17 protein-coding genes are annotated in these 16,674 nt (G+C 62.7%); 10 read left to right on the top strand and 7 right to left on the bottom strand.

Annotated elements, in window-relative coordinates; translation table 11 throughout:
• The first annotated feature begins 197 nt into the window (after positions 1–197).
• From AC3Z8Y_RS01100 to AC3Z8Y_RS01085, 4 genes are read left to right on the top strand one after another with little or no spacing between them, the layout of a single operon-like run.
• Entirely contained in the window at positions 198–1,553 is a 1,356-nt protein-coding gene (locus AC3Z8Y_RS01100; RefSeq protein WP_490088095.1) for a M16 family metallopeptidase, read from the top strand.
• Positions 1,546–2,994 carry a M16 family metallopeptidase gene (locus tag AC3Z8Y_RS01095; protein ID WP_490088094.1) on the top strand — a complete coding sequence of 483 codons (1,449 nt, stop codon included), beginning with the start codon at positions 1,546–1,548 and terminating at the stop codon, positions 2,992–2,994. The genes AC3Z8Y_RS01100 and AC3Z8Y_RS01095 overlap by 8 nt, the downstream gene beginning before the upstream one ends.
• On the top strand, positions 2,994–3,587 hold the full coding sequence (rsmD, locus tag AC3Z8Y_RS01090; RefSeq protein ID WP_490088093.1) for a 16S rRNA (guanine(966)-N(2))-methyltransferase RsmD: 594 nt from the start codon (positions 2,994–2,996) through the stop codon (positions 3,585–3,587). Before AC3Z8Y_RS01095 ends, rsmD begins: the two co-directional genes overlap by 1 nt.
• 8 nt (positions 3,588–3,595) lie before the next feature.
• Entirely contained in the window at positions 3,596–4,588 is a 993-nt protein-coding gene (locus AC3Z8Y_RS01085) for a hydrolase (protein ID WP_490088092.1), read from the top strand.
• A gap of 9 nt (positions 4,589–4,597) precedes the next feature.
• Here the strand turns inward: AC3Z8Y_RS01085 and AC3Z8Y_RS01080 are convergent, their stop codons facing one another.
• The gene (locus AC3Z8Y_RS01080; protein ID WP_490088091.1) at positions 4,598–5,473 is read right to left on the bottom strand and encodes a sulfurtransferase; all 876 of its coding nucleotides are present in this window, start codon (positions 5,471–5,473) and stop codon (positions 4,598–4,600) included.
• A 30-nt stretch (positions 5,474–5,503) separates the two neighbouring features.
• Entirely contained in the window at positions 5,504–6,208 is a 705-nt protein-coding gene (locus AC3Z8Y_RS01075) for a TetR/AcrR family transcriptional regulator (RefSeq protein WP_490088090.1), read from the bottom strand.
• 186 nt (positions 6,209–6,394) lie between these two features.
• Here AC3Z8Y_RS01075 and AC3Z8Y_RS01070 point away from each other — a divergent pair, with 186 nt between their 5' ends.
• The 3 genes from AC3Z8Y_RS01070 to AC3Z8Y_RS01060 all read left to right on the top strand — a co-directional run bounded on the left by AC3Z8Y_RS01070 (position 6,395) and on the right by AC3Z8Y_RS01060 (position 7,533).
• Positions 6,395–6,613, top strand: coding sequence for an acyl carrier protein (locus tag AC3Z8Y_RS01070; protein WP_181113746.1), 219 nt, complete (start codon positions 6,395–6,397; stop codon positions 6,611–6,613).
• 95 nt (positions 6,614–6,708) lie between these two features.
• Positions 6,709–7,188, top strand: a complete 480-nt coding sequence (gene coaD / locus AC3Z8Y_RS01065; RefSeq protein WP_181113748.1) for a pantetheine-phosphate adenylyltransferase — start codon at positions 6,709–6,711, stop codon at positions 7,186–7,188.
• Positions 7,189–7,281: 93 nt separating this feature from the next.
• Positions 7,282–7,533: a YfhL family 4Fe-4S dicluster ferredoxin gene (locus AC3Z8Y_RS01060; RefSeq protein ID WP_181113750.1), complete on the top strand. Its 252-nt coding sequence runs from the start codon at positions 7,282–7,284 to the stop codon at positions 7,531–7,533.
• Between the two features lie 6 nt (positions 7,534–7,539).
• Here AC3Z8Y_RS01060 and AC3Z8Y_RS01055 read toward each other — a convergent pair whose 3' ends face one another.
• The 3 genes from AC3Z8Y_RS01055 to AC3Z8Y_RS01045 form a co-directional block, all read right to left on the bottom strand.
• Positions 7,540–7,881, bottom strand: coding sequence for a multidrug transporter (locus tag AC3Z8Y_RS01055; protein WP_490088089.1), 342 nt, complete (start codon positions 7,879–7,881; stop codon positions 7,540–7,542).
• Between the two features lie 82 nt (positions 7,882–7,963).
• Complete coding sequence (mutM, locus tag AC3Z8Y_RS01050) at positions 7,964–8,776, bottom strand: bifunctional DNA-formamidopyrimidine glycosylase/DNA-(apurinic or apyrimidinic site) lyase (protein WP_490088088.1); 813 nt, start codon at positions 8,774–8,776, stop codon at positions 7,964–7,966.
• Positions 8,777–8,797: 21 nt separating this feature from the next.
• A complete protein-coding gene (locus AC3Z8Y_RS01045) occupies positions 8,798–9,664 on the bottom strand; it encodes an HDOD domain-containing protein (protein WP_490088087.1) in 867 nt (288 codons plus the stop codon).
• Between the two features lie 137 nt (positions 9,665–9,801).
• Here AC3Z8Y_RS01045 and AC3Z8Y_RS01040 point away from each other — a divergent pair, with 137 nt between their 5' ends.
• Positions 9,802–10,998 carry a class I SAM-dependent rRNA methyltransferase gene (locus AC3Z8Y_RS01040; protein ID WP_490088086.1) on the top strand — a complete coding sequence of 399 codons (1,197 nt, stop codon included), beginning with the start codon at positions 9,802–9,804 and terminating at the stop codon, positions 10,996–10,998.
• Between the two features lie 255 nt (positions 10,999–11,253).
• Entirely contained in the window at positions 11,254–12,444 is a 1,191-nt protein-coding gene (locus AC3Z8Y_RS01035; RefSeq protein WP_490088085.1) for an MFS transporter, read from the top strand.
• Here AC3Z8Y_RS01035 and mgtE read toward each other — a convergent pair.
• Positions 12,422–13,750 carry a magnesium transporter gene (mgtE, locus tag AC3Z8Y_RS01030; RefSeq protein WP_490088084.1) on the bottom strand — a complete coding sequence of 443 codons (1,329 nt, stop codon included), beginning with the start codon at positions 13,748–13,750 and terminating at the stop codon, positions 12,422–12,424. The two genes, AC3Z8Y_RS01035 and mgtE, sit on opposite strands and share 23 nt — an antisense overlap.
• A 479-nt stretch (positions 13,751–14,229) precedes the next feature.
• On the opposite strand from mgtE, the gene ilvD reads away from it, so the two are divergent.
• Positions 14,230–16,068: a dihydroxy-acid dehydratase gene (gene ilvD / locus AC3Z8Y_RS01025; RefSeq protein ID WP_490088083.1), complete on the top strand. Its 1,839-nt coding sequence runs from the start codon at positions 14,230–14,232 to the stop codon at positions 16,066–16,068.
• 39 nt (positions 16,069–16,107) lie between these two features.
• Here the strand turns inward: ilvD and AC3Z8Y_RS01020 are convergent, their stop codons facing one another.
• The gene (locus tag AC3Z8Y_RS01020; protein ID WP_490088082.1) at positions 16,108–16,626 is read right to left on the bottom strand and encodes a dihydrofolate reductase; all 519 of its coding nucleotides are present in this window, start codon (positions 16,624–16,626) and stop codon (positions 16,108–16,110) included.
• Between the last annotated feature and the right edge of the window lie 48 nt (positions 16,627–16,674).

The following is a 16,674-nucleotide window of genomic DNA, read 5'->3' as shown; positions in this document are numbered from 1 at the left end:
GCCGGGGCGCTTCTGGAAATCCGAAGGTCGCAGAACAGACCCTTTTTTGCCCGACGGGTTCGTGCAACATCTAGAGCCGATAACGGCTGACGAATGCGGCCACAGGCGTGGCCGTCAGCCGGGCGGATCAGTATCCTAGCACCTCCTCGCCCGCCGACGCTAAGGCAAGGGGGCATTCGTACAGGTTCCATAATCACATGACCGCTCTCTCTTGCCGCCTCGCCAGGCTCTTGGCAGGCCTGGCCTGCTACTCCATGGCCGCCACCGCGCTGGCCGCGCAACCTACCCATGAATACGTACTGGCCAATGGGCTGAAGGTGGTCGTACGCGAGGATCATCGCGCGCCCGTGGCGGTTTCCCAGCTTTGGTACAGGGTGGGCTCCAGCTACGAAGGGCCTGGCCAGACCGGCTTGTCCCACGTGCTCGAGCACATGATGTTCAAAGGCAGCAGCAAACTGGGCCCGGGCGAGGCGTCCCGCGTACTGCGCGACCTCGGCGCCGAGGAAAACGCGTTCACCAGCGATGACTACACCGCTTTTTACCAAGTGCTGGCCCGTGACAGGTTGCCGGTGGCCCTGGAAATGGAAGCCGACCGCATGGCCACCCTCGCCTTGCCTGAAGCAGAATTCACGCGGGAAATCGAAGTCATCAAGGAAGAGCGGCGCCTGCGCACCGACGACAAGCCCTCGCAGAAAGCGTTCGAGCTGTTCAAGGCAGCGGCCTACCCTTCCAGCAGCTACCGCACGCCCACCATTGGGTGGATGGCTGACCTTCAGCGCGTGACCGTTCAGGACGCGCGCGACTGGTATCACACCTGGTATGCGCCGAACAACGCCACGCTGGTGGTGGTTGGCGATGTGCAACCTGAAGAGGTCAAGGCACTGGCGGAGCGGTTCTTCGGGAGCATCCCGCAGCGGCCCATCCCTGTTGCCAAGCGGCCGGTGGAGCTGGCCGAGCCTGGTGAGCGACGCCTCACGCTACCGGTACGCACTCAGTTGCCCAGCCTGCTGATGGCCTTCAATGTGCCAGGCGCGGCAACGGCTGCGGACCCGCGCAGCGTTCAAGCCTTGCGCCTGACCGTCGCCCTGCTAGACGGCGGCTACAGTGCGCGCATGGCTTCCCGGCTGGAGCGAGGCGCCGAGGTAGTGTCCGGCTCGTCGGCCAGCTACGACGCTTATGAGCGCGGCGATAGCCTGTTCACCCTCTCGGCCACACCGAACGCTGAAAAACACAAAACGCTCGCGGACGCGGAAAAAGCACTGTGGGGGCTGCTCGATGATCTCAAGCGCACACCGCCCTCCGCGGAAGAACTGGAGCGGGTACGGGCGCAATATATTGCGGGGCTGGTTTACGACAGGGATTCGATCACTGCCCAGGCGACCGCCATCGGGCAGCTGGAAACAGTCGGCTTGCCATGGACGGTGCTCGACACCGAAATGGACGCGCTGAACCAGGTTACGCCTCAAGACATCCAGCAAGCCGCGCGCACGTACTTCACCCACAGCCGCCTTACGGTTGCCCATGTATTGCCGGAGGCAGCGCCACATGACTGACCATCGCCCGTTCGCGGCCCTTCTCATCGCGCTCACGCTCGGCGCCAGCGCTTCGCTTCATGCCGACGAGCAACCCTCGACCGCCCCACACCTGGCCACCCTTGCCAGCGCCGAGGCCGCCACGCCGGCCTACCGGCAGCTGAACGTTCAGCGCTGGGTTACAAAAGCAGGCGCGCGTGTGCTGTTCGTTGAAGCTCACGAGCTGCCCATGTTCGACCTGAGGGTTACCTTTGCAGCCGGCAGCGCCCGAGATGAGCGTTCTCCAGGCCTGGCGCTGATGACCAACGCCATGCTCAACGAAGGGGTGAAAGGCAAGGACGTCGACGCCATCGCACGAGGCTTCGAAGGGCTGGGCGCAGACTTCGGCAATGGCTCGTATCGGGATATGGCCGTGGCGAGCCTTCGCAGCCTGGTAGAGCCGGCCAAACGTGAGCCGGCCATGGCACTGTTCAGCGAAGTGCTCGGCCATCCCACGTTCCCCGCCGCCTCGGTGGCCCGGATCAAGAACCAGCTGCTTGCCGGTTTCGAGTACCAGAAGCAGAACCCGGGACACTTGGCGAACCAGGCATTCATGGCCGCGCTTTACGGGGCCCACCCCTACGCGCATGACAGCGAAGGCAATGCGAGCGCCATCAAGGCCATCACAGTTGAACAGATGCGTGCGTTCCACAAGCGTGCCTACGCGGCAGGGAATGCGGTGATCGCGCTGGTAGGCGACCTCGACCGTTCCCAGGCCGAAGCACTGGCCGAGCAGGTTTCCCAGGCGCTACCCAAGGGCCCGGCGCTTGCTCCGGTTCAAGCGGCCAAGCCACCTGTGGCAGTCACTCGTCATATCGAATTCCCTTCCAAGCAAACCCATCTGTTGATTGGCCAGCTGGGTATCGAACGCAGCGATCCCGACTATGCCGCGCTCACCATGGGCAACCAGATCCTCGGCGGCGGCGGCTTCGGCACCCGGCTGATGACCGAAGTGCGGGAGCGCCGCGGTCTCTCCTATGGGGTGTACTCGGGCTTCTCGCCCATGCAAGCCCGGGGCCCGTTCACCATCGGCCTGCAAACGCGGGCGCAGGTCAGCCAGGGCACGCTGGAGCTGGTGCGCCAGGTGCTCCGCGATTACCTGCGCGACGGCCCCACCGAAGCCGAGCTCGCCGCCGCCAAGAAGGAACTTGCAGGAAGCTTCCCGTTGTCCAATGCCAGTAACGCAAGCATTGTTGGCCAGCTGGGCAGCATGGGCTTCTACGGCCTGCCCACCTCGTATCTGGAGGACTTCATGGCACAGTCCCAGCAGCTCACCACCGAGCAGGTCAGAGACGCGATGCGTCGACACCTCGATGCCGACAACATGCTTGTGATCACGGCAGGGCCAACGCTGCCACAAGATCCCCTGCCCCCTCCAACCGATCATCCCGCCGAGCCTGCACTCGGTATTCCGGAGCACTGATGGCTATTCAACCTGCCAAATCCGGCCCCCATGGCGGCCAGGGCCAACTTCGCATCATCGGTGGTGAATGGCGCAGCCGTCGCGTCACCTTCCCGGACGGGCCAGGCTTGCGGCCCACACCGGACCGGGTTCGCGAAACACTGTTCAACTGGCTGGCGCCGTATGTGGCCGGCGCCCGGGTGCTGGACCCATTCGCCGGCAGCGGCGCGCTGTATCTCGAAGCGCTGTCCCGAGGCGCGGCCATGGGGCTGGCACTGGATAACAACGCAGTGGCCATCGCAAGCCTTCGTGGGAACCTCGACCTGCTCAAATGCCCGGTAGGGCAGCTGGTGCAGGGCGATGCCGTTCGCTATCTCGAAAACCAGCCGGCCCACCCGTTCGACCTGGTGTTCCTTGATCCGCCTTTCCACCAGAACTTGCTGCAGCCGGTGTGTGAGCTGCTCGAGGCCAAGGGTTGGCTGGCGGAGCAGGCCTGGATCTACACCGAAAGCGAAGCACCGCCTTCCACGCTCGGCTTGCCGGCAAGCTGGCAGCTACATCGTGAAAAACAGGCTGGCCAGGTGTATTACGCACTGTGGGCGAAGGGGCGATAAGCGTCATCATGGGGATGCCAGCACCTGTGTTTCGCCCTGCCAGAGGCTTGGGTAACCCGCATCTGCAAACGTTGTGGGGGCCGTTGTGGCGCAAACAGCCGCCTCTGGACCGAACCCGCGAGCGGCTATGGCTGGCCGACGGCGACTTCATCGATGTGGATTGGCATGGGCCTCACAGGGCCCAAGCGCCGTTGGTGATGGTGCTGCATGGGCTTACAGGCTCCTCGCAGTCCCCTTATGTGCTCGGCCTGCAGCGCGCATTGGCAGCTCAGGGTTGGGCAAGTGTCGCGCTCAACTGGCGCGGCTGCTCGGGGGAGCCCAACCTGCTGCCCCGCAGCTACCACTCCGGCGCCACGGAGGATCTGGCCGAAGTGGTGCAGCTGGTGCAGGCCCGTCGGCCGCTGGCCCCTTTGTATGCCGTGGGGTACTCCCTCGGGGGCAACATCCTGCTCAAGTACCTGGGAGAAACAGGCAGTGCGTGCCCGCTACGCGCCGGGGCGGCCGTTTCAGTGCCTTTTCGTCTCGACCAGTGCGCCGACCGCATAGGGCTGGGCTTTTCGAAAATCTACCAGGCGCATTTCATGCGAGAGATGCTGGGCTACCTCAAGCACAAGCGCCAGCGCTTCGAACAGGAAGGCCATGTCCAGCACATCGAAGCCTTATCGGCCCTGGGGCCGCTGGAGGGCATTCGTACGTTCTGGGACTTCGATGGGCGCATCACCGCGCCGCTACATGGCTTCAACGGCGCGCAGGACTACTACCGCCAGGCGTCGAGCCGTTATTACCTCAAGCAGATACAGCGGCCCTGCCTGTTGATCCAGGCCGAGGACGATCCCTTCGTATTTCCCCACAGCCTGCCATCGGCAGAGGAGCTGGCGCCAGGCACCACGTTCGAGCGGCACGCGGCGGGTGGGCATGTAGGGTTTGTATCAGGCAGCCTGCGGCGCCCCGAATACTATCTGGAGCGGCGCATTCCGCAATGGCTATCGAGCCTTGGGTAGCTTGGGCGTCTAACGCTCCTGGCCGTTGCTGTCTGGCCCGGTTGCGACCGGCCGTTGGGTATCGGTGATCCATTCGCTCCAGGAGCCAGCGTACAACTTGGCCAATGGCAGGCCCGCCAGGCACATGGCGAACAGGTTATGGCACGCGGTCACGCCTGAACCACAATAGGCAACCACCTGGCTGTCGCCTCCATCCTCCCGCAGATATGGCTTGAACCGCTCGCGAAGTTGATCGGGCGGCAGGAATGCGCCGCTCGGTTGCAGGTTTTTGCTGAAGTCCAGGCAATGTGCGCCGGGAATATGCCCGGCAACAGGGTCGATCGGCTCGGCCTCGCCTTTGAAGCGGGGCTCGGCGCGGGCATCCAGAAGCGTCACGCCTGCGCCCAGCCGTTCATGCAGCTGCTGCGCGGTGACTACCAGCTCGCTGTCAGGCTTGCCGCTCAGATGCCCACGTTCGGTGGGCGGCGGATTCAGGCTCAGTGGCAGGCGTGCCTCGTGCCATGCCTTGAGGCCCCCATCGAGGATATACAGGCCATTACGCTTGCCCAACCATACGAGCAGCCACCACGCCCGCGCGGCGAAAGCACCTGGGCCGTCGTCGTAAAGCACTACATCAGAGTTGGCGTTGATGCCCCACGCCTGAAAACGCTCCAACAAGTGGCCGGGGCTAGGTAACGGATGCCGGCCGGTTACGCCCTTTACCACCTTGCCGCTGAGGTCGCGCTCCAGGTCTGCCAGCCTCGCCCCTTCGATGTGCCCTTGGGCGTAGCTACGGCGGCCGTAATCCAGGTCATCCAGCGAGGCCCGGCAGTCGAGAATGACCAGGCTTGGCTCTTCAAGCCGCTGGTGAAGTTGCGGGGGCGAAATCAGTTGGGCGATGGGCATGGCAGGTTCCCTGGGAAATGCAGGATTGAGTCACGGTTCTGGCTGAAGTTCCGGGCGACCACTACGCCCGCTCATGCCAACGCATGCACGCCCGCCTCCCTTGAATTCGTTCATCAAGTCAACGAACGACGCTGCCGCTGGGGCCGTTACATAGGCTTGCAACAAACTTAGTGCCTGCCATGCACCACGACGTACCGCAGCGGGGGTAATGGCCGCAGAGGATGGCAAGGTGGTGTGGAGGTAGCGCACCCAGGATGTGAGGATCAGCCAGGCATTGACCGCCACGGTGTGTTGCTCCGCCGGGCTCATGTCGAGCACGCCCGCCTGGCAAAGATGATCGAGCAGCCCCCGCCCTTCGCGCAGGCAGCCCACCGAAAAAGTTCGGTGGCGGGCGGCCAGTTCGGGATCGACTTCCACAAGATGCTCAAGGTCTCGGTAGATGAACCGATAATCCCAGATGGCATTGATGACTACGGTTACGCAATGCCGTAGCGGCTCCACATCAGTGCCAGCAGGTGGGCGCGCCAACAGTGCTTCCAGAATGCGCGTTTGATAGTCGGCAAAAAGGACAGCAACGATCTGTTGCTTGTTGTTGAAGTGGTAGTACAGGTTACCCGCAGAGATGTCCGCCGCCGCCGCAATGTGATTGGTGGACACACTGCGCTCACCTTGTTCGTTGAACAGTTGGAGGCTTATCCGGGCGATGCGCTCGCGGGTTCTCGTAGACGCCTTCACTGTGTGGCTCTCCCGGCCCGATTGTCATTGTTTTATCCATAGTGACACAGCTATGCGCCGTCGTGCGGATTTGCAGGGCATGCCCCAGATACCAACGGTTGTGCTTGACGTGGCGCTGTGCCACCACTAGCGTTACACACAGGCCGTTGGCAGCCGTAAGCCAACACCCGTGCCAACGAGGCTGCAATGAATTTATCGCGTGATGATGTAGTCGCCCTGTGGAAAAAACATTTGCACGTTGATGTCGTGGGCGATCAGGACAACTTTTTTGAGTTGGGTGGCGATTCGATCCAGGTTTTGCGGCTTGTCTATGAAGTAAGCCTTCATTACAGCGCTGGCATAGACGTGCGCCGTTTCTACGCTGATCCCACGCCGGCAGGGCTATTGGCCGCTACTGCCTGCTGATGTCCTCTGCCTACCAGGGGCGTCATGGCTGGCGCGCGTGCAGGTGGCTGCGCTACCATCCGAGTCCCTAACGGCTTCCCTCTCAGGACGACGCGATGAACCGAGTGTTGTATCCAGGCACCTTCGACCCTATTACCAAGGGCCATGGCGATCTGGTCGAGCGGGCCTCCCGCCTGTTTGACACCGTTGTGATCGCCGTCGCCGCGAGCCCTCGCAAGAACCCGCTGTTCACGCTGGAGCAGCGTGTAGCGCTGGCGCGTGAAGTGACCGGCCACCTGCCTAATGTTGAAGTGGTCGGTTTTTCTACCTTGCTGGCCTCGTTCGCCAAGGAGCAAGGCGCGAATGTATTGCTGCGCGGCTTGCGTGCCGTTTCGGATTTCGAATACGAATTCCAGCTGGCGAACATGAACCGGCAACTGGCACCGGACGTAGAAAGCCTGTTCCTGACGCCTTCGGAGCGCTACTCGTTCATCTCCTCGACGCTGGTGCGCGAAATCGCGGCGCTAGGTGGGGACATCAGCAAGTTCGTGCACCCTGCCGTTGCCGATGCCCTGAAGGAGCGCTTCAAGGGCTGAGCCCGACATGCCGGCGTGCAAGGCGCCGGTTATTGGGGCAAAATGCACGCATTGTTCTTGATCGCCCTGGCGCCAGCCCGGGCTGGAGTTTTCATGTCCCTGATCATCACCGACGATTGCATCAACTGCGACGTCTGCGAACCTGAGTGCCCGAACGCTGCAATTTCGCAGGGCGAAGAGATCTACGTCATCGACCCGAACCTGTGCACCCAATGCGTAGGCCACTATGACGAGCCGCAATGCCAGCAGGTATGCCCGGTCGACTGCATCCCACTGGATGAAGCAAACCCGGAAAGCCACGATCAACTGATGGCCAAGTACCAGCGGATCACCGGCAATGCCTGACTGGCATCAGTTCTGCCGGTTGTAGCCGCTTTCCGTACATCCCAGGCATCGCACAAAGGCCGCCTTGCCGGGGTCTACCACCAAGGCCTTGCCTGCCGCCCCAATGTTGCCGCCCAGCGCGGTGAACGGTAGCGAAACCACAAATACGCCCGCGCCAACCACCGTAGCGGCGATCAGCAGCGGCCGAGCGATTACCAAGTCACCGATCATGGCGTACGCCGGCGGGGCCTGCACGTCGTAGACCGGGTCGCCACTGGAATTGCTTTGGGTTGACTGAGCCATGGCCGGCGTGAATGGCAGCGCCATGGCCAGTGCAACGGCGGATGAAAGGGCACGGAACGGCTTCATGTGGCTTCCTTTTTTCCCACGGGGAAAGCGACTGCAAGGTCAATTCACTATATCAGCGCGGCGCCCGCTGTGAGCCGGCAAATTATTTCTGACATCCCGGGCAATATACGCTGGCCCGCTGCCCAAGGCGTGTTTCTCTTAGTATCTTCCCGCATACCTTGCAGTACTCGCCGCCACGGCCGTACACGAACAGTTCCTGCTGAAAATAGCCCGGCTGGCCGTCACCGCCGATGAAGTCCCGCAAGGTGGTCCCTCCCCGCTCGATGGCATAGGCCAGGATGCGCTTTATCTCCACGGCAAGCTTGAGGTAGCGCCCGCGTGAAATACCCCCGGCGGCACGTCTAGGATCGATCCCTGCGGCGAACAATGCCTCGGTCGCGTAGATGTTGCCTACGCCTACCACCACTTGGTTATCCATGATGAACGGCTTCACCGCCGCACTGCGGCCACGAGACAGGGCAAACAGCCGATCACCGTCGAAAGCATCGGTCAACGGCTCTGGGCCCAGGTGGGTGAGCAGCTCATGGGCATGAGGGTCGTTGCTCCAGAGCATGGCACCGAAGCGGCGGGGGTCGGTATAACGCAGCGCCAGGCCGGACTCCAGTTCGATATCCACGTGTTCATGCTTGAGCGGGGCCTGGCCCACCGGCACCAGGCGCAGGTTGCCAGACATGCCCAGGTGCGCGATCAGCGTGCCGGCTTCGGCATTGATCAGCAGGTATTTGGCCCGCCTGTCCACGCTGAGAATGCGCTGGCCGGAAAGCCGCGTGTCCAGGTCGTCCGGAACAGGCCAGCGCAGCCGCCGATCACGCACCACCACGCGCTCCACGCGCTGGCCTTCGACATGGGGCGCGATACCACGACGCGTGGTTTCGACTTCAGGTAGCTCAGGCATGCGTCCACTCGGTAAAAAGGGTTAACGGGCGCTCAGCTCGCGGAGCGTTTCACGCAGGTTGTCGAACTCATACTCAGTGAGCCCTACATAGTCGAGCACCTGCGCGCCGATGCGGTTCCATTCATGATCTTCGGCCTGGCCGCCCAGCACCTGATGGGAGTGAGCGATATGCTCGGCCATTTTGAGCACCACCAGCAGGTTTTTCAGCGTCGTATGCTGGCTGCGCTCTTCTTCCAGTACCGCCAGTACATTGTGATGGTTGGCAATCGCGGTGCAGAGCTCCGCAGGCAAGCGCCAGGCGCGAGCGGTGTAGTAACCCACCACGGCGTGGTTGGTATTGAACGCACGGTTCTCCGTATCCACGATCCGCTGGCCATCGCTTGCGCCTGCATAGGCGGCTTCGAGCACGCTCATGTAGCCAGGGAACCGCTTGAGCATCAGCGGCACGCCACAGTCGTGAAACAGCCCTAGCGCGTAAGCCTGATCCTGCGAAGGCGCGCCCAGGTGGCGCGCCAGCGCTGCGCTTGCCGTGGCGACGTCTTGCGCATCGTCCCAGAAACGGTTGAGCGTCACGATGGTCTCGTCGGCCATCTCGCCCTTGATCGACTGGGCATTGATGAGGGCGACCACAGCCTGGGGCCCCAGCACGGTGACTGCCTGGTGGATCGAAGCCAAGGCCTCGCCGGCACTGAACAGCGGGGAATTGGCGACCTTCAATACAGCACCGGCCAGCCCTGGGTCCTGGGCGATCAGCCGGGCGATGGCCGGAAGGTCCGGGTCCGGCATGTACAGTTCCATCTGTAGGTCGACCATGATCTGCGGTTGCGGGGGAACGCTGATGCCTTGAAGGGCTTGCTCGAGTTTTTTGGGGGTTAGCGCTTGCGCCATAGGGGGACATACTCCGGGATAGCGCAATTCTACCGCTTGGCTGCCCGGCCGGGGAAACCGCCTGGAGGGTTTCATTGGCTGAGGCGCCAGCGCCTTCGCGCAGGGTATAATCGCGCTCTTTTGTTCGGAGCACCCAGATGTCCCTGCCCAGCCTTCGCCTCAAAGCCAACGCCGACCGTCGGTTGCGCGCCGGTCATCTATGGGTGTTCAGCAACGAAGTGGACGTTGTCGCAACGCCACTGCACGGCTTTCAGGCTGGCGACCAGGCGGTTCTCGAAGCCGCTGGCGGCAAGCCTCTGGGCGTGGTGGCGGTCAGCCCCAACAACCTGATCTGCGCTCGGCTGGTCTCGCGGGACCCGCGCCTGGCCCTGGACAAATCCTTGCTGGTGCACCGCCTCAACGTGGCCCTGTCCCTGCGCGAGCGTTTGTTCGACAAGCCCTATTACCGTTTGGTGTATGGGGATTCCGACCTGCTGCCCGGGCTGGTCGTGGACCGTTTTGGCGACGTGCTGGTGGTGCAGCTGGCCTCGGCCACCATGGAAGCTCACAAGGACGACGTGCTCGCCGCGCTCATCCAGGTGCTCAAGCCCAGCGGCGTGCTGTTCAAGAATGATTCGTCGGCGCGGGATGCCGAGGGCCTGCAGCGCTACGTTGAAACAGTGTTCGGCGTGGTGCCGGAATGGGTTGCGCTGGAAGAGAACGGCGTGAAGTTCGAGGCCCCGGTGATGCAGGGGCAGAAAACCGGCTGGTTCTATGACCACCGCATGAACCGCGCACGCCTGGCGCCCTACGTCAAAGGCAAGCGGGTGCTGGACCTGTTCAGCTATATCGGCGGGTGGGGTGTGCAAGCGGGTGCCTTCGGCGCCAGCGAAGTATTTTGTGTAGACGCCTCGGCCTTTGCGCTCGATGGGGTAGAGCGCAACGCCGCGCTCAACGGTTTCGCCGAAAAGGTCACCTGCGTGGAAGGCGACGTGTTCGAAGCGCTCAAAGAGCTGAAGGCCGCTGAAGAGCGCTTCGACGTGATCGTGGCGGACCCACCTGCGTTCATCAAGCGCAAGAAGGACCTGAAAAACGGTGAAGGCGCCTACCGCCGCCTGAACGAACAGGCCATGCGCTTGCTCAGCAAGGACGGCATCCTGGTGAGCGCTTCCTGCTCGATGCACCTGCCAGAAGACGACCTGCAGAACATCCTGCTCACCAGCGCACGCCATCTGGACCGCAATATCCAGCTGCTCGAGCGCGGCGGCCAGGGCCCGGACCACCCGGTTCACCCCGCCATTCCCGAAACCCGCTACATCAAGAGCATCACCTGCCGGCTATTGCCTAACAGCTGATCCGGGGCTTTTCCTTTCCCTTCAGTTTTGGGAGTCTGACCCCGGCCCTCTCGCCTCGTACAGCGACCATCCCCCTTTGTGACGTGGACGATTCGTCGTCCTAAGCACGTGATGGCGCCTTGGGGCGAGAGGGCCTCTCTTCAGTAACTTCGCTGGATTGGCCGTTGTGCCAGAACTTTCCTACGCCACTCTACGCACCTGCCCGCTCGGGCTTCACGTTACGCTGAGGCTTGCTCCAGACACAACGGGTGCTTTATGGCGGCGATCACGCCTGTTTTCATACTGCTGTTACTGATGACCATGCTTGGCGTCTTTCCCATAGACGTCATCCTGCCCTCCATACCTGCGCTGGCCCAGCACCTGGGCACCGAAACGCAGTCGATCACCGCCAGCATCGGTTTGCTGACCGTGCTGGTGGCACTCGCTCAACTGATGATCGGCCGGGCCTCGGACCGTTACGGCCGCAAACCGCTGCTATTGGCAAGCCTGGTGGTGGCGATCGCGGGCTCGATCGGGTGTGCCTATGCTCAAACCGCTACGGCCTTTCATGCCTGGCGCGCCGTGCAGGCCATCGGCTGCGGCGGTTTCGTGCTGGCGCATGCCCTGGTACAGGATTTGTTCGACGCTGAGCAGCGTACGCGCCAGCGAATCTGGCTCAGCACCGCCGGCGGTGTGTTCATTTCGATCTCACCATTGTTTGGCGTGTTTCTACAAACCCACGCCGGATGGCAGGGTAGCTTTTGGGTATTTGCAGTGCTCGCAAGCCTGGCCATGCTGCTGGCGGCCAAGGCGTTGCCGAGGGGCCAGAAACGTTGCCACTTCAGCAATGGCACCGGCTCGACGACGGCCAACCCAACGCGCTTCAGGTGTGCTGCGGCCATCACCATGCTTGGCTTTATCGCCCATTTCAGTTTCATCGTGTTATCTCCCGTGGTCTTTCTGGAAATACTCCAGACCCCTGCCAACCGCTACGGGCTGATCATGCTGTGTTACGGCGCTGCCTACCTGCTCGGTGGCATGCTCGCAACGACCGTCGCACGGCGGGCCATGGAATTTACCCAGATTCGCCTTGGGCTGGCGCTGATTGCGGTAGGCGGAGGCGCCATGGGCGTGTCTCATATGCTTACCGGTATCACCAGCGCGAGCGTGCTGAGCGGAGCTTGCCTGATGACCTGCGGCGTAACCCTGCTGAGGCCTGCGGCGACCACTCTCGCCATGAATGCCCTCCCCGGCCGGGCAGGGAGTGCCGCGGCGGGTTTGAATGCAATGACGTTCATGGGTGGTGGGGCTATCAGCTTTCTGCTCGGCCTGATCGCCACCGAAGCCAGGTGGGTGTTGCCCACCACCTGGCTTGTGATCAGCGGGCTAGGCTTCGCCCTGTGCCGGGCGGCGGCACTGCAGCCAACCGCCGCGGTTGATGCCGCTACAGCTCCAGCACTTGAGTAGCAATCGCGAAATACACCATCACGCCAGCGGCGTCCGCAATAGACGTGATCAGGGGCCCGCTGGCCGTGGCGGGGTCGAGCCGGAAGCGGCTGAGCAGAAACGGCAGGCTCATGCCAATCACGCTGCCCAGCATTACGATCAGCACCATGCTGGAGGCAACGATTACCGCAATGGCCGGCCCGCCGCGCATTACACCAAGCAAAGCCACCGCAGCCGCCATAGTGAGGCCCAGCGCAAGGGCCACTATGCATTCACGCCCCAGTAGCTTGATCCAGTCCCGAAGCACCACCTCGCCCGTGGCAAGTGCACGCACCATCAAGGTTGCCGACTGGGCGCCGGCATTGCCGCCGCTGTCCACAAGCAGAGGAAGGAAGAACACCAGGGCGATATGGGCCGCGATCACATCCTCGAAGGCTGCAATCCCCGCGCCCGAGAACAGGTTGCCAAACACCAGCAGAACCAGCCAAAGCACACGCTTGCGGTAAAGCAGTCCGGCAGTAGCGTTCCGGAGGTTGCCGATGCGGGTCACGATGGAGGCGCCCTTGTGGAAGTCATCGGTGGCTTCCACCACCATCACGTCCATGGCGTCGTCACAGGTCACGATCCCCACCAGCTCTTTGTCATGGCTGAGCACTGGCAGGGCCAGCAGGTCATAGTCGCTGATCAGCCGGGCGGCTTGTTCCTGAGGGCTATCGACCCAGGCGCTGACGACCTGCCGCCGGGCGAGATCGGCAACCCGGGCTTCGGGATTGGCGAGTACCAGGTCCCGAAGCGACAGCACGCCCACAAGGCGCCGCTGGGCATCGACCACATAGGCCTGATAGATCGTTTCGGCATCGGGGGCGCTCTCGCGCAGCGAGGTGATGGCCTCGGTTACGCTCATGCCGGCGTCCACGGTGCAGTAGTCACTGGTCATGATAGCCCCGGCTGTACCCTCCTCGTGGGCACATAGCCTGAGCAGGTCGTCCCGTTCGGCCTGGGCAAGGGCAGCCAGCAGCGGAAGCCGCATGCCCTCGCCGAGCCGCTTGAAGAGGTCGGCCCGCTCGTCGGCAGACATGGCGCTCATCAATTGCGCCAACTGTGCCCTGGGCATCAGTGCGGTGAGCTCCACCTGGCGCTCCAGCGGCAGGTAGCCAAACACCTCCGCACGCTTGGCGAGGTCCACCTGGCCGAGGCTCTCAACCGCGGCGGTGGGTGTCATGAGGGCGAGGTAGCGGGCAATATCCGCCGCGAGCTGGGCTTTGGCAGCAACAGCATCGCCGGGGTGGCCGAGGGCCTGGGCGGTTGGGAATACAGTATCGGTCATGGCGTTTCTCCGGGCGTGCAGCCGCAGGCCGGAGAACGCGCGGCACTATGCCGCTCGGCTCACCGGACCAGGCGGTAGCACGCCTGTGTCGAGCAGTTGAAGGTCAATGAACTGGAAGGGTCCATTCATGCAGGTCTCGGTTCACCGCATATGCGGCGGCGGCATAGTAGAAAACGAATGATGGGAAGGCCACACACCGGGGGGTTGCTGAAACGTTTCTCGGAAACGTCCTACGCTTGTTTTCCTCTTTTGGAGGATCACGCCCGCTGTCAGCTATCCGGTTCCATCATCGCGCCAGCGGTGTAGAATCGGTCTATCCATCGCCAACATCCCCCGGCGGGTTTATGAGCCAGGCCTGAGCTTGCGGCGATCCCGCGAAGCCGATGGTCAGTTCCGCGAAGGCCAGCCCAACGGCCGCCTCGCCGGAACCGCACAAGGCTCGATCTTTCTGAAACCTGATTTGCCGCCCGGAGTGCTCCATGCCTGATTACCGCTCGAAAACATCCACACATGGCCGCAACATGGCCGGTGCCCGCGCCCTCTGGCGCGCTACGGGGATGAAGGACGACGACTTTAAAAAGCCGATCATCGCCATCGCCAACTCCTTTACCCAGTTCGTACCTGGCCACGTGCACCTCAAGGACCTGGGCCAACTGGTTGCCCGGGAAATCGAGCGCGCAGGCGGTGTAGCAAAGGAATTCAACACCATTGCCGTGGATGACGGCATTGCAATGGGCCATGACGGCATGCTGTATTCGCTGCCCAGCCGCGAGATCATTGCCGACTCCGTGGAATATATGGTCAATGCGCATTGCGCCGATGCGATCGTCTGCATCTCCAACTGCGACAAGATCACCCCCGGCATGTTGATGGCCGCCCTGCGCCTGAACATCCCGGTGGTGTTCGTGTCCGGTGGGCCGATGGAAGCCGGCAAGACCAAACTGGCAAGCCACGGGCTTGACCTCGTCGACGCCATGGTGATTGCCGCCGACAGCTCTGCCTCGGATGAAAAGGTTGCCGAATACGAGCGCAGCGCCTGCCCTACCTGCGGTTCCTGCTCGGGGATGTTCACCGCCAACTCCATGAACTGCCTTACCGAAGCCCTGGGCCTGGCGTTGCCGGGGAACGGCTCGGTGCTGGCTACCCACTCCGACCGGGAGCAGCTGTTCCTGCGTGCCGGCCGTACCATCGTGGAGATCGCCAAGCGGTATTACCACGACAACGATGAATCAGTGCTGCCTCGCAACATTGCCTCGTTCAAGGCCTTCGAAAACGCGATGACCCTGGACATCGCCATGGGCGGCTCCACCAATACCATCCTTCACCTGCTGGCCGCCGCTCAGGAAGCCGAGCTGCACTTCGACCTGCGCGACATCGACCGGTTGTCCCGCAAGGTACCGCAGCTGTGCAAGGTGGCGCCCAATACGCCCAAGTACCACATGGAAGATGTGCACCGCGCAGGGGGCATTTTCGGAATTCTTGGCGAGCTGGCGCGCGCCGAACTGCTGCATACCGACGTACCGACGGTGCACAGCCCTACCATGGCCGACGCCATCGCGCAGTGGGACATCACGCTGACCACCGACGAAGCCGTACGGGAGTTCTACCGTGCGGGCCCTGCGGGCATTCCTACCCAGGTAGCGTTCAGCCAGAGCACCCGCTGGGAAACGCTCGACGATGACCGTGCAGAGGGTTGTATCCGCAGCCTCGACCACGCGTTCTCGCTGGAAGGCGGCCTGGCGGTGCTCTATGGCAACCTGGCCCTGGACGGCTGTGTGGTGAAAACCGCTGGCGTGGACGAGTCCATCCATCGCTTCGAAGGGCGGGCAAAGATCTTCGAAAGCCAGGACAGCGCGGTGCGCGGCATTCTGAATGACGAAGTAAGTGCCGGGGACGTGGTGATCATTCGCTACGAAGGCCCTAAAGGCGGCCCGGGAATGCAGGAAATGCTGTACCCCACGTCGTACTTGAAGTCCAAGGGGCTGGGCAAGGCTTGCGCCCTGCTCACCGATGGCCGCTTCTCCGGGGGTACCTCTGGCCTCTCCATCGGCCACGCCTCGCCTGAAGCTGCCGCCGGGGGCACCATTGCCTTGGCACGGGACGGCGACAAGGTACTGATCGACATCCCCAACCGCAGCATCAACCTGCTGGTGGACGACGCCGAGCTGGCTGCGCGGCGTACCGATCAGGAAGAGAAAGGCTGGAAGCCCGCTGAAGTTCGCCCACGCAAGGTGACTACCGCGCTCAAGGCCTACGCATTGCTAGCCACCAGTGCCGACAAAGGCGCCGTTCGCGACAAGGCGTTGCTCGACGGCTGATACTCGCGTCAATCAGGGCCGGCACTCGCCGCGCCCTGATCAGCTGCCCCCTCGCTCCCACACCTCGAAGCTATAGGCTGGCGCTTCGCCTTCAGCCGGATTGCTCACATCCGAAACCTTCACCCACCCGGCTTGATCGAACGTGGGGAAAAATGCATCCCCCTTGGGCGAGGCCGCGACCCGGGTCAGGTACAGGCGGTCCGCGAATGGCAGCCCTAGCGCATAGAGCTGGGCACCGCCGATGAGCATCACCTCGCCCCCTCCTTGTTCTTTCGCCCAGGATTCTGCCCGGGCAATGGCAGCTTCCAGGGAAGCAAACACTTCGGCGCCTTCGAGGGCCAGCCCAGGTTGCCGGCTTACTACCAGGTTCAAGCGGCCAGGCAATGGCCGGCCAAGCGAGTCCCAGGTTTTACGGCCCATGATGATGGGTTTGCCCAGGGTGGTCGCCTTGAAATAGCGGAAATCCCCTGGCAAGTGCCAGGGCATGCGGTTTTCGATACCGATCACGCCATTTTCGGCATGGGCGGCAATCAGGCTCAGGGTGAGGGTCTTTTTCATGCCGGCGAGGATAGCAGAGCGATGCGGCCCCGGCAGCCACGGTGGGGT

Source organism: Pseudomonas sp. 3MAES_34.3B (genome assembly GCF_058145875.1).
This window is presented reverse-complemented; position numbering and strand designations above follow the sequence as displayed.

What these genes read in the sequence shown, in the direction of transcription:
- rsmD (WP_490088093.1), top strand. Translation starts at nt 2,994, where the DNA reads ATGGCTATTCAACCTGCCAAATCCGGCCCCCATGGCGGCCAGGGCCAA.
- AC3Z8Y_RS01020 (WP_490088082.1), bottom strand. Translation starts at nt 16,626, where the DNA reads ATGAAAAAGACCCTCACCCTGAGCCTGATTGCCGCCCATGCCGAAAAT.
- AC3Z8Y_RS01100 (WP_490088095.1), top strand. Translation starts at nt 198, where the DNA reads ATGACCGCTCTCTCTTGCCGCCTCGCCAGGCTCTTGGCAGGCCTGGCC.
- AC3Z8Y_RS01060 (WP_181113750.1), top strand. Translation starts at nt 7,282, where the DNA reads ATGTCCCTGATCATCACCGACGATTGCATCAACTGCGACGTCTGCGAA.
- AC3Z8Y_RS01055 (WP_490088089.1), bottom strand. Translation starts at nt 7,881, where the DNA reads ATGAAGCCGTTCCGTGCCCTTTCATCCGCCGTTGCACTGGCCATGGCG.
- mutM (WP_490088088.1), bottom strand. Translation starts at nt 8,776, where the DNA reads ATGCCTGAGCTACCTGAAGTCGAAACCACGCGTCGTGGTATCGCGCCC.
- AC3Z8Y_RS01095 (WP_490088094.1), top strand. Translation starts at nt 1,546, where the DNA reads ATGACTGACCATCGCCCGTTCGCGGCCCTTCTCATCGCGCTCACGCTC.
- AC3Z8Y_RS01085 (WP_490088092.1), top strand. Translation starts at nt 3,596, where the DNA reads ATGGGGATGCCAGCACCTGTGTTTCGCCCTGCCAGAGGCTTGGGTAAC.
- AC3Z8Y_RS01080 (WP_490088091.1), bottom strand. Translation starts at nt 5,473, where the DNA reads ATGCCCATCGCCCAACTGATTTCGCCCCCGCAACTTCACCAGCGGCTT.
- AC3Z8Y_RS01045 (WP_490088087.1), bottom strand. Translation starts at nt 9,664, where the DNA reads ATGGCGCAAGCGCTAACCCCCAAAAAACTCGAGCAAGCCCTTCAAGGC.
- mgtE (WP_490088084.1), bottom strand. Translation starts at nt 13,750, where the DNA reads ATGACCGATACTGTATTCCCAACCGCCCAGGCCCTCGGCCACCCCGGC.
- AC3Z8Y_RS01035 (WP_490088085.1), top strand. Translation starts at nt 11,254, where the DNA reads ATGGCGGCGATCACGCCTGTTTTCATACTGCTGTTACTGATGACCATG.
- ilvD (WP_490088083.1), top strand. Translation starts at nt 14,230, where the DNA reads ATGCCTGATTACCGCTCGAAAACATCCACACATGGCCGCAACATGGCC.
- coaD (WP_181113748.1), top strand. Translation starts at nt 6,709, where the DNA reads ATGAACCGAGTGTTGTATCCAGGCACCTTCGACCCTATTACCAAGGGC.
- AC3Z8Y_RS01040 (WP_490088086.1), top strand. Translation starts at nt 9,802, where the DNA reads ATGTCCCTGCCCAGCCTTCGCCTCAAAGCCAACGCCGACCGTCGGTTG.
- AC3Z8Y_RS01070 (WP_181113746.1), top strand. Translation starts at nt 6,395, where the DNA reads ATGAATTTATCGCGTGATGATGTAGTCGCCCTGTGGAAAAAACATTTG.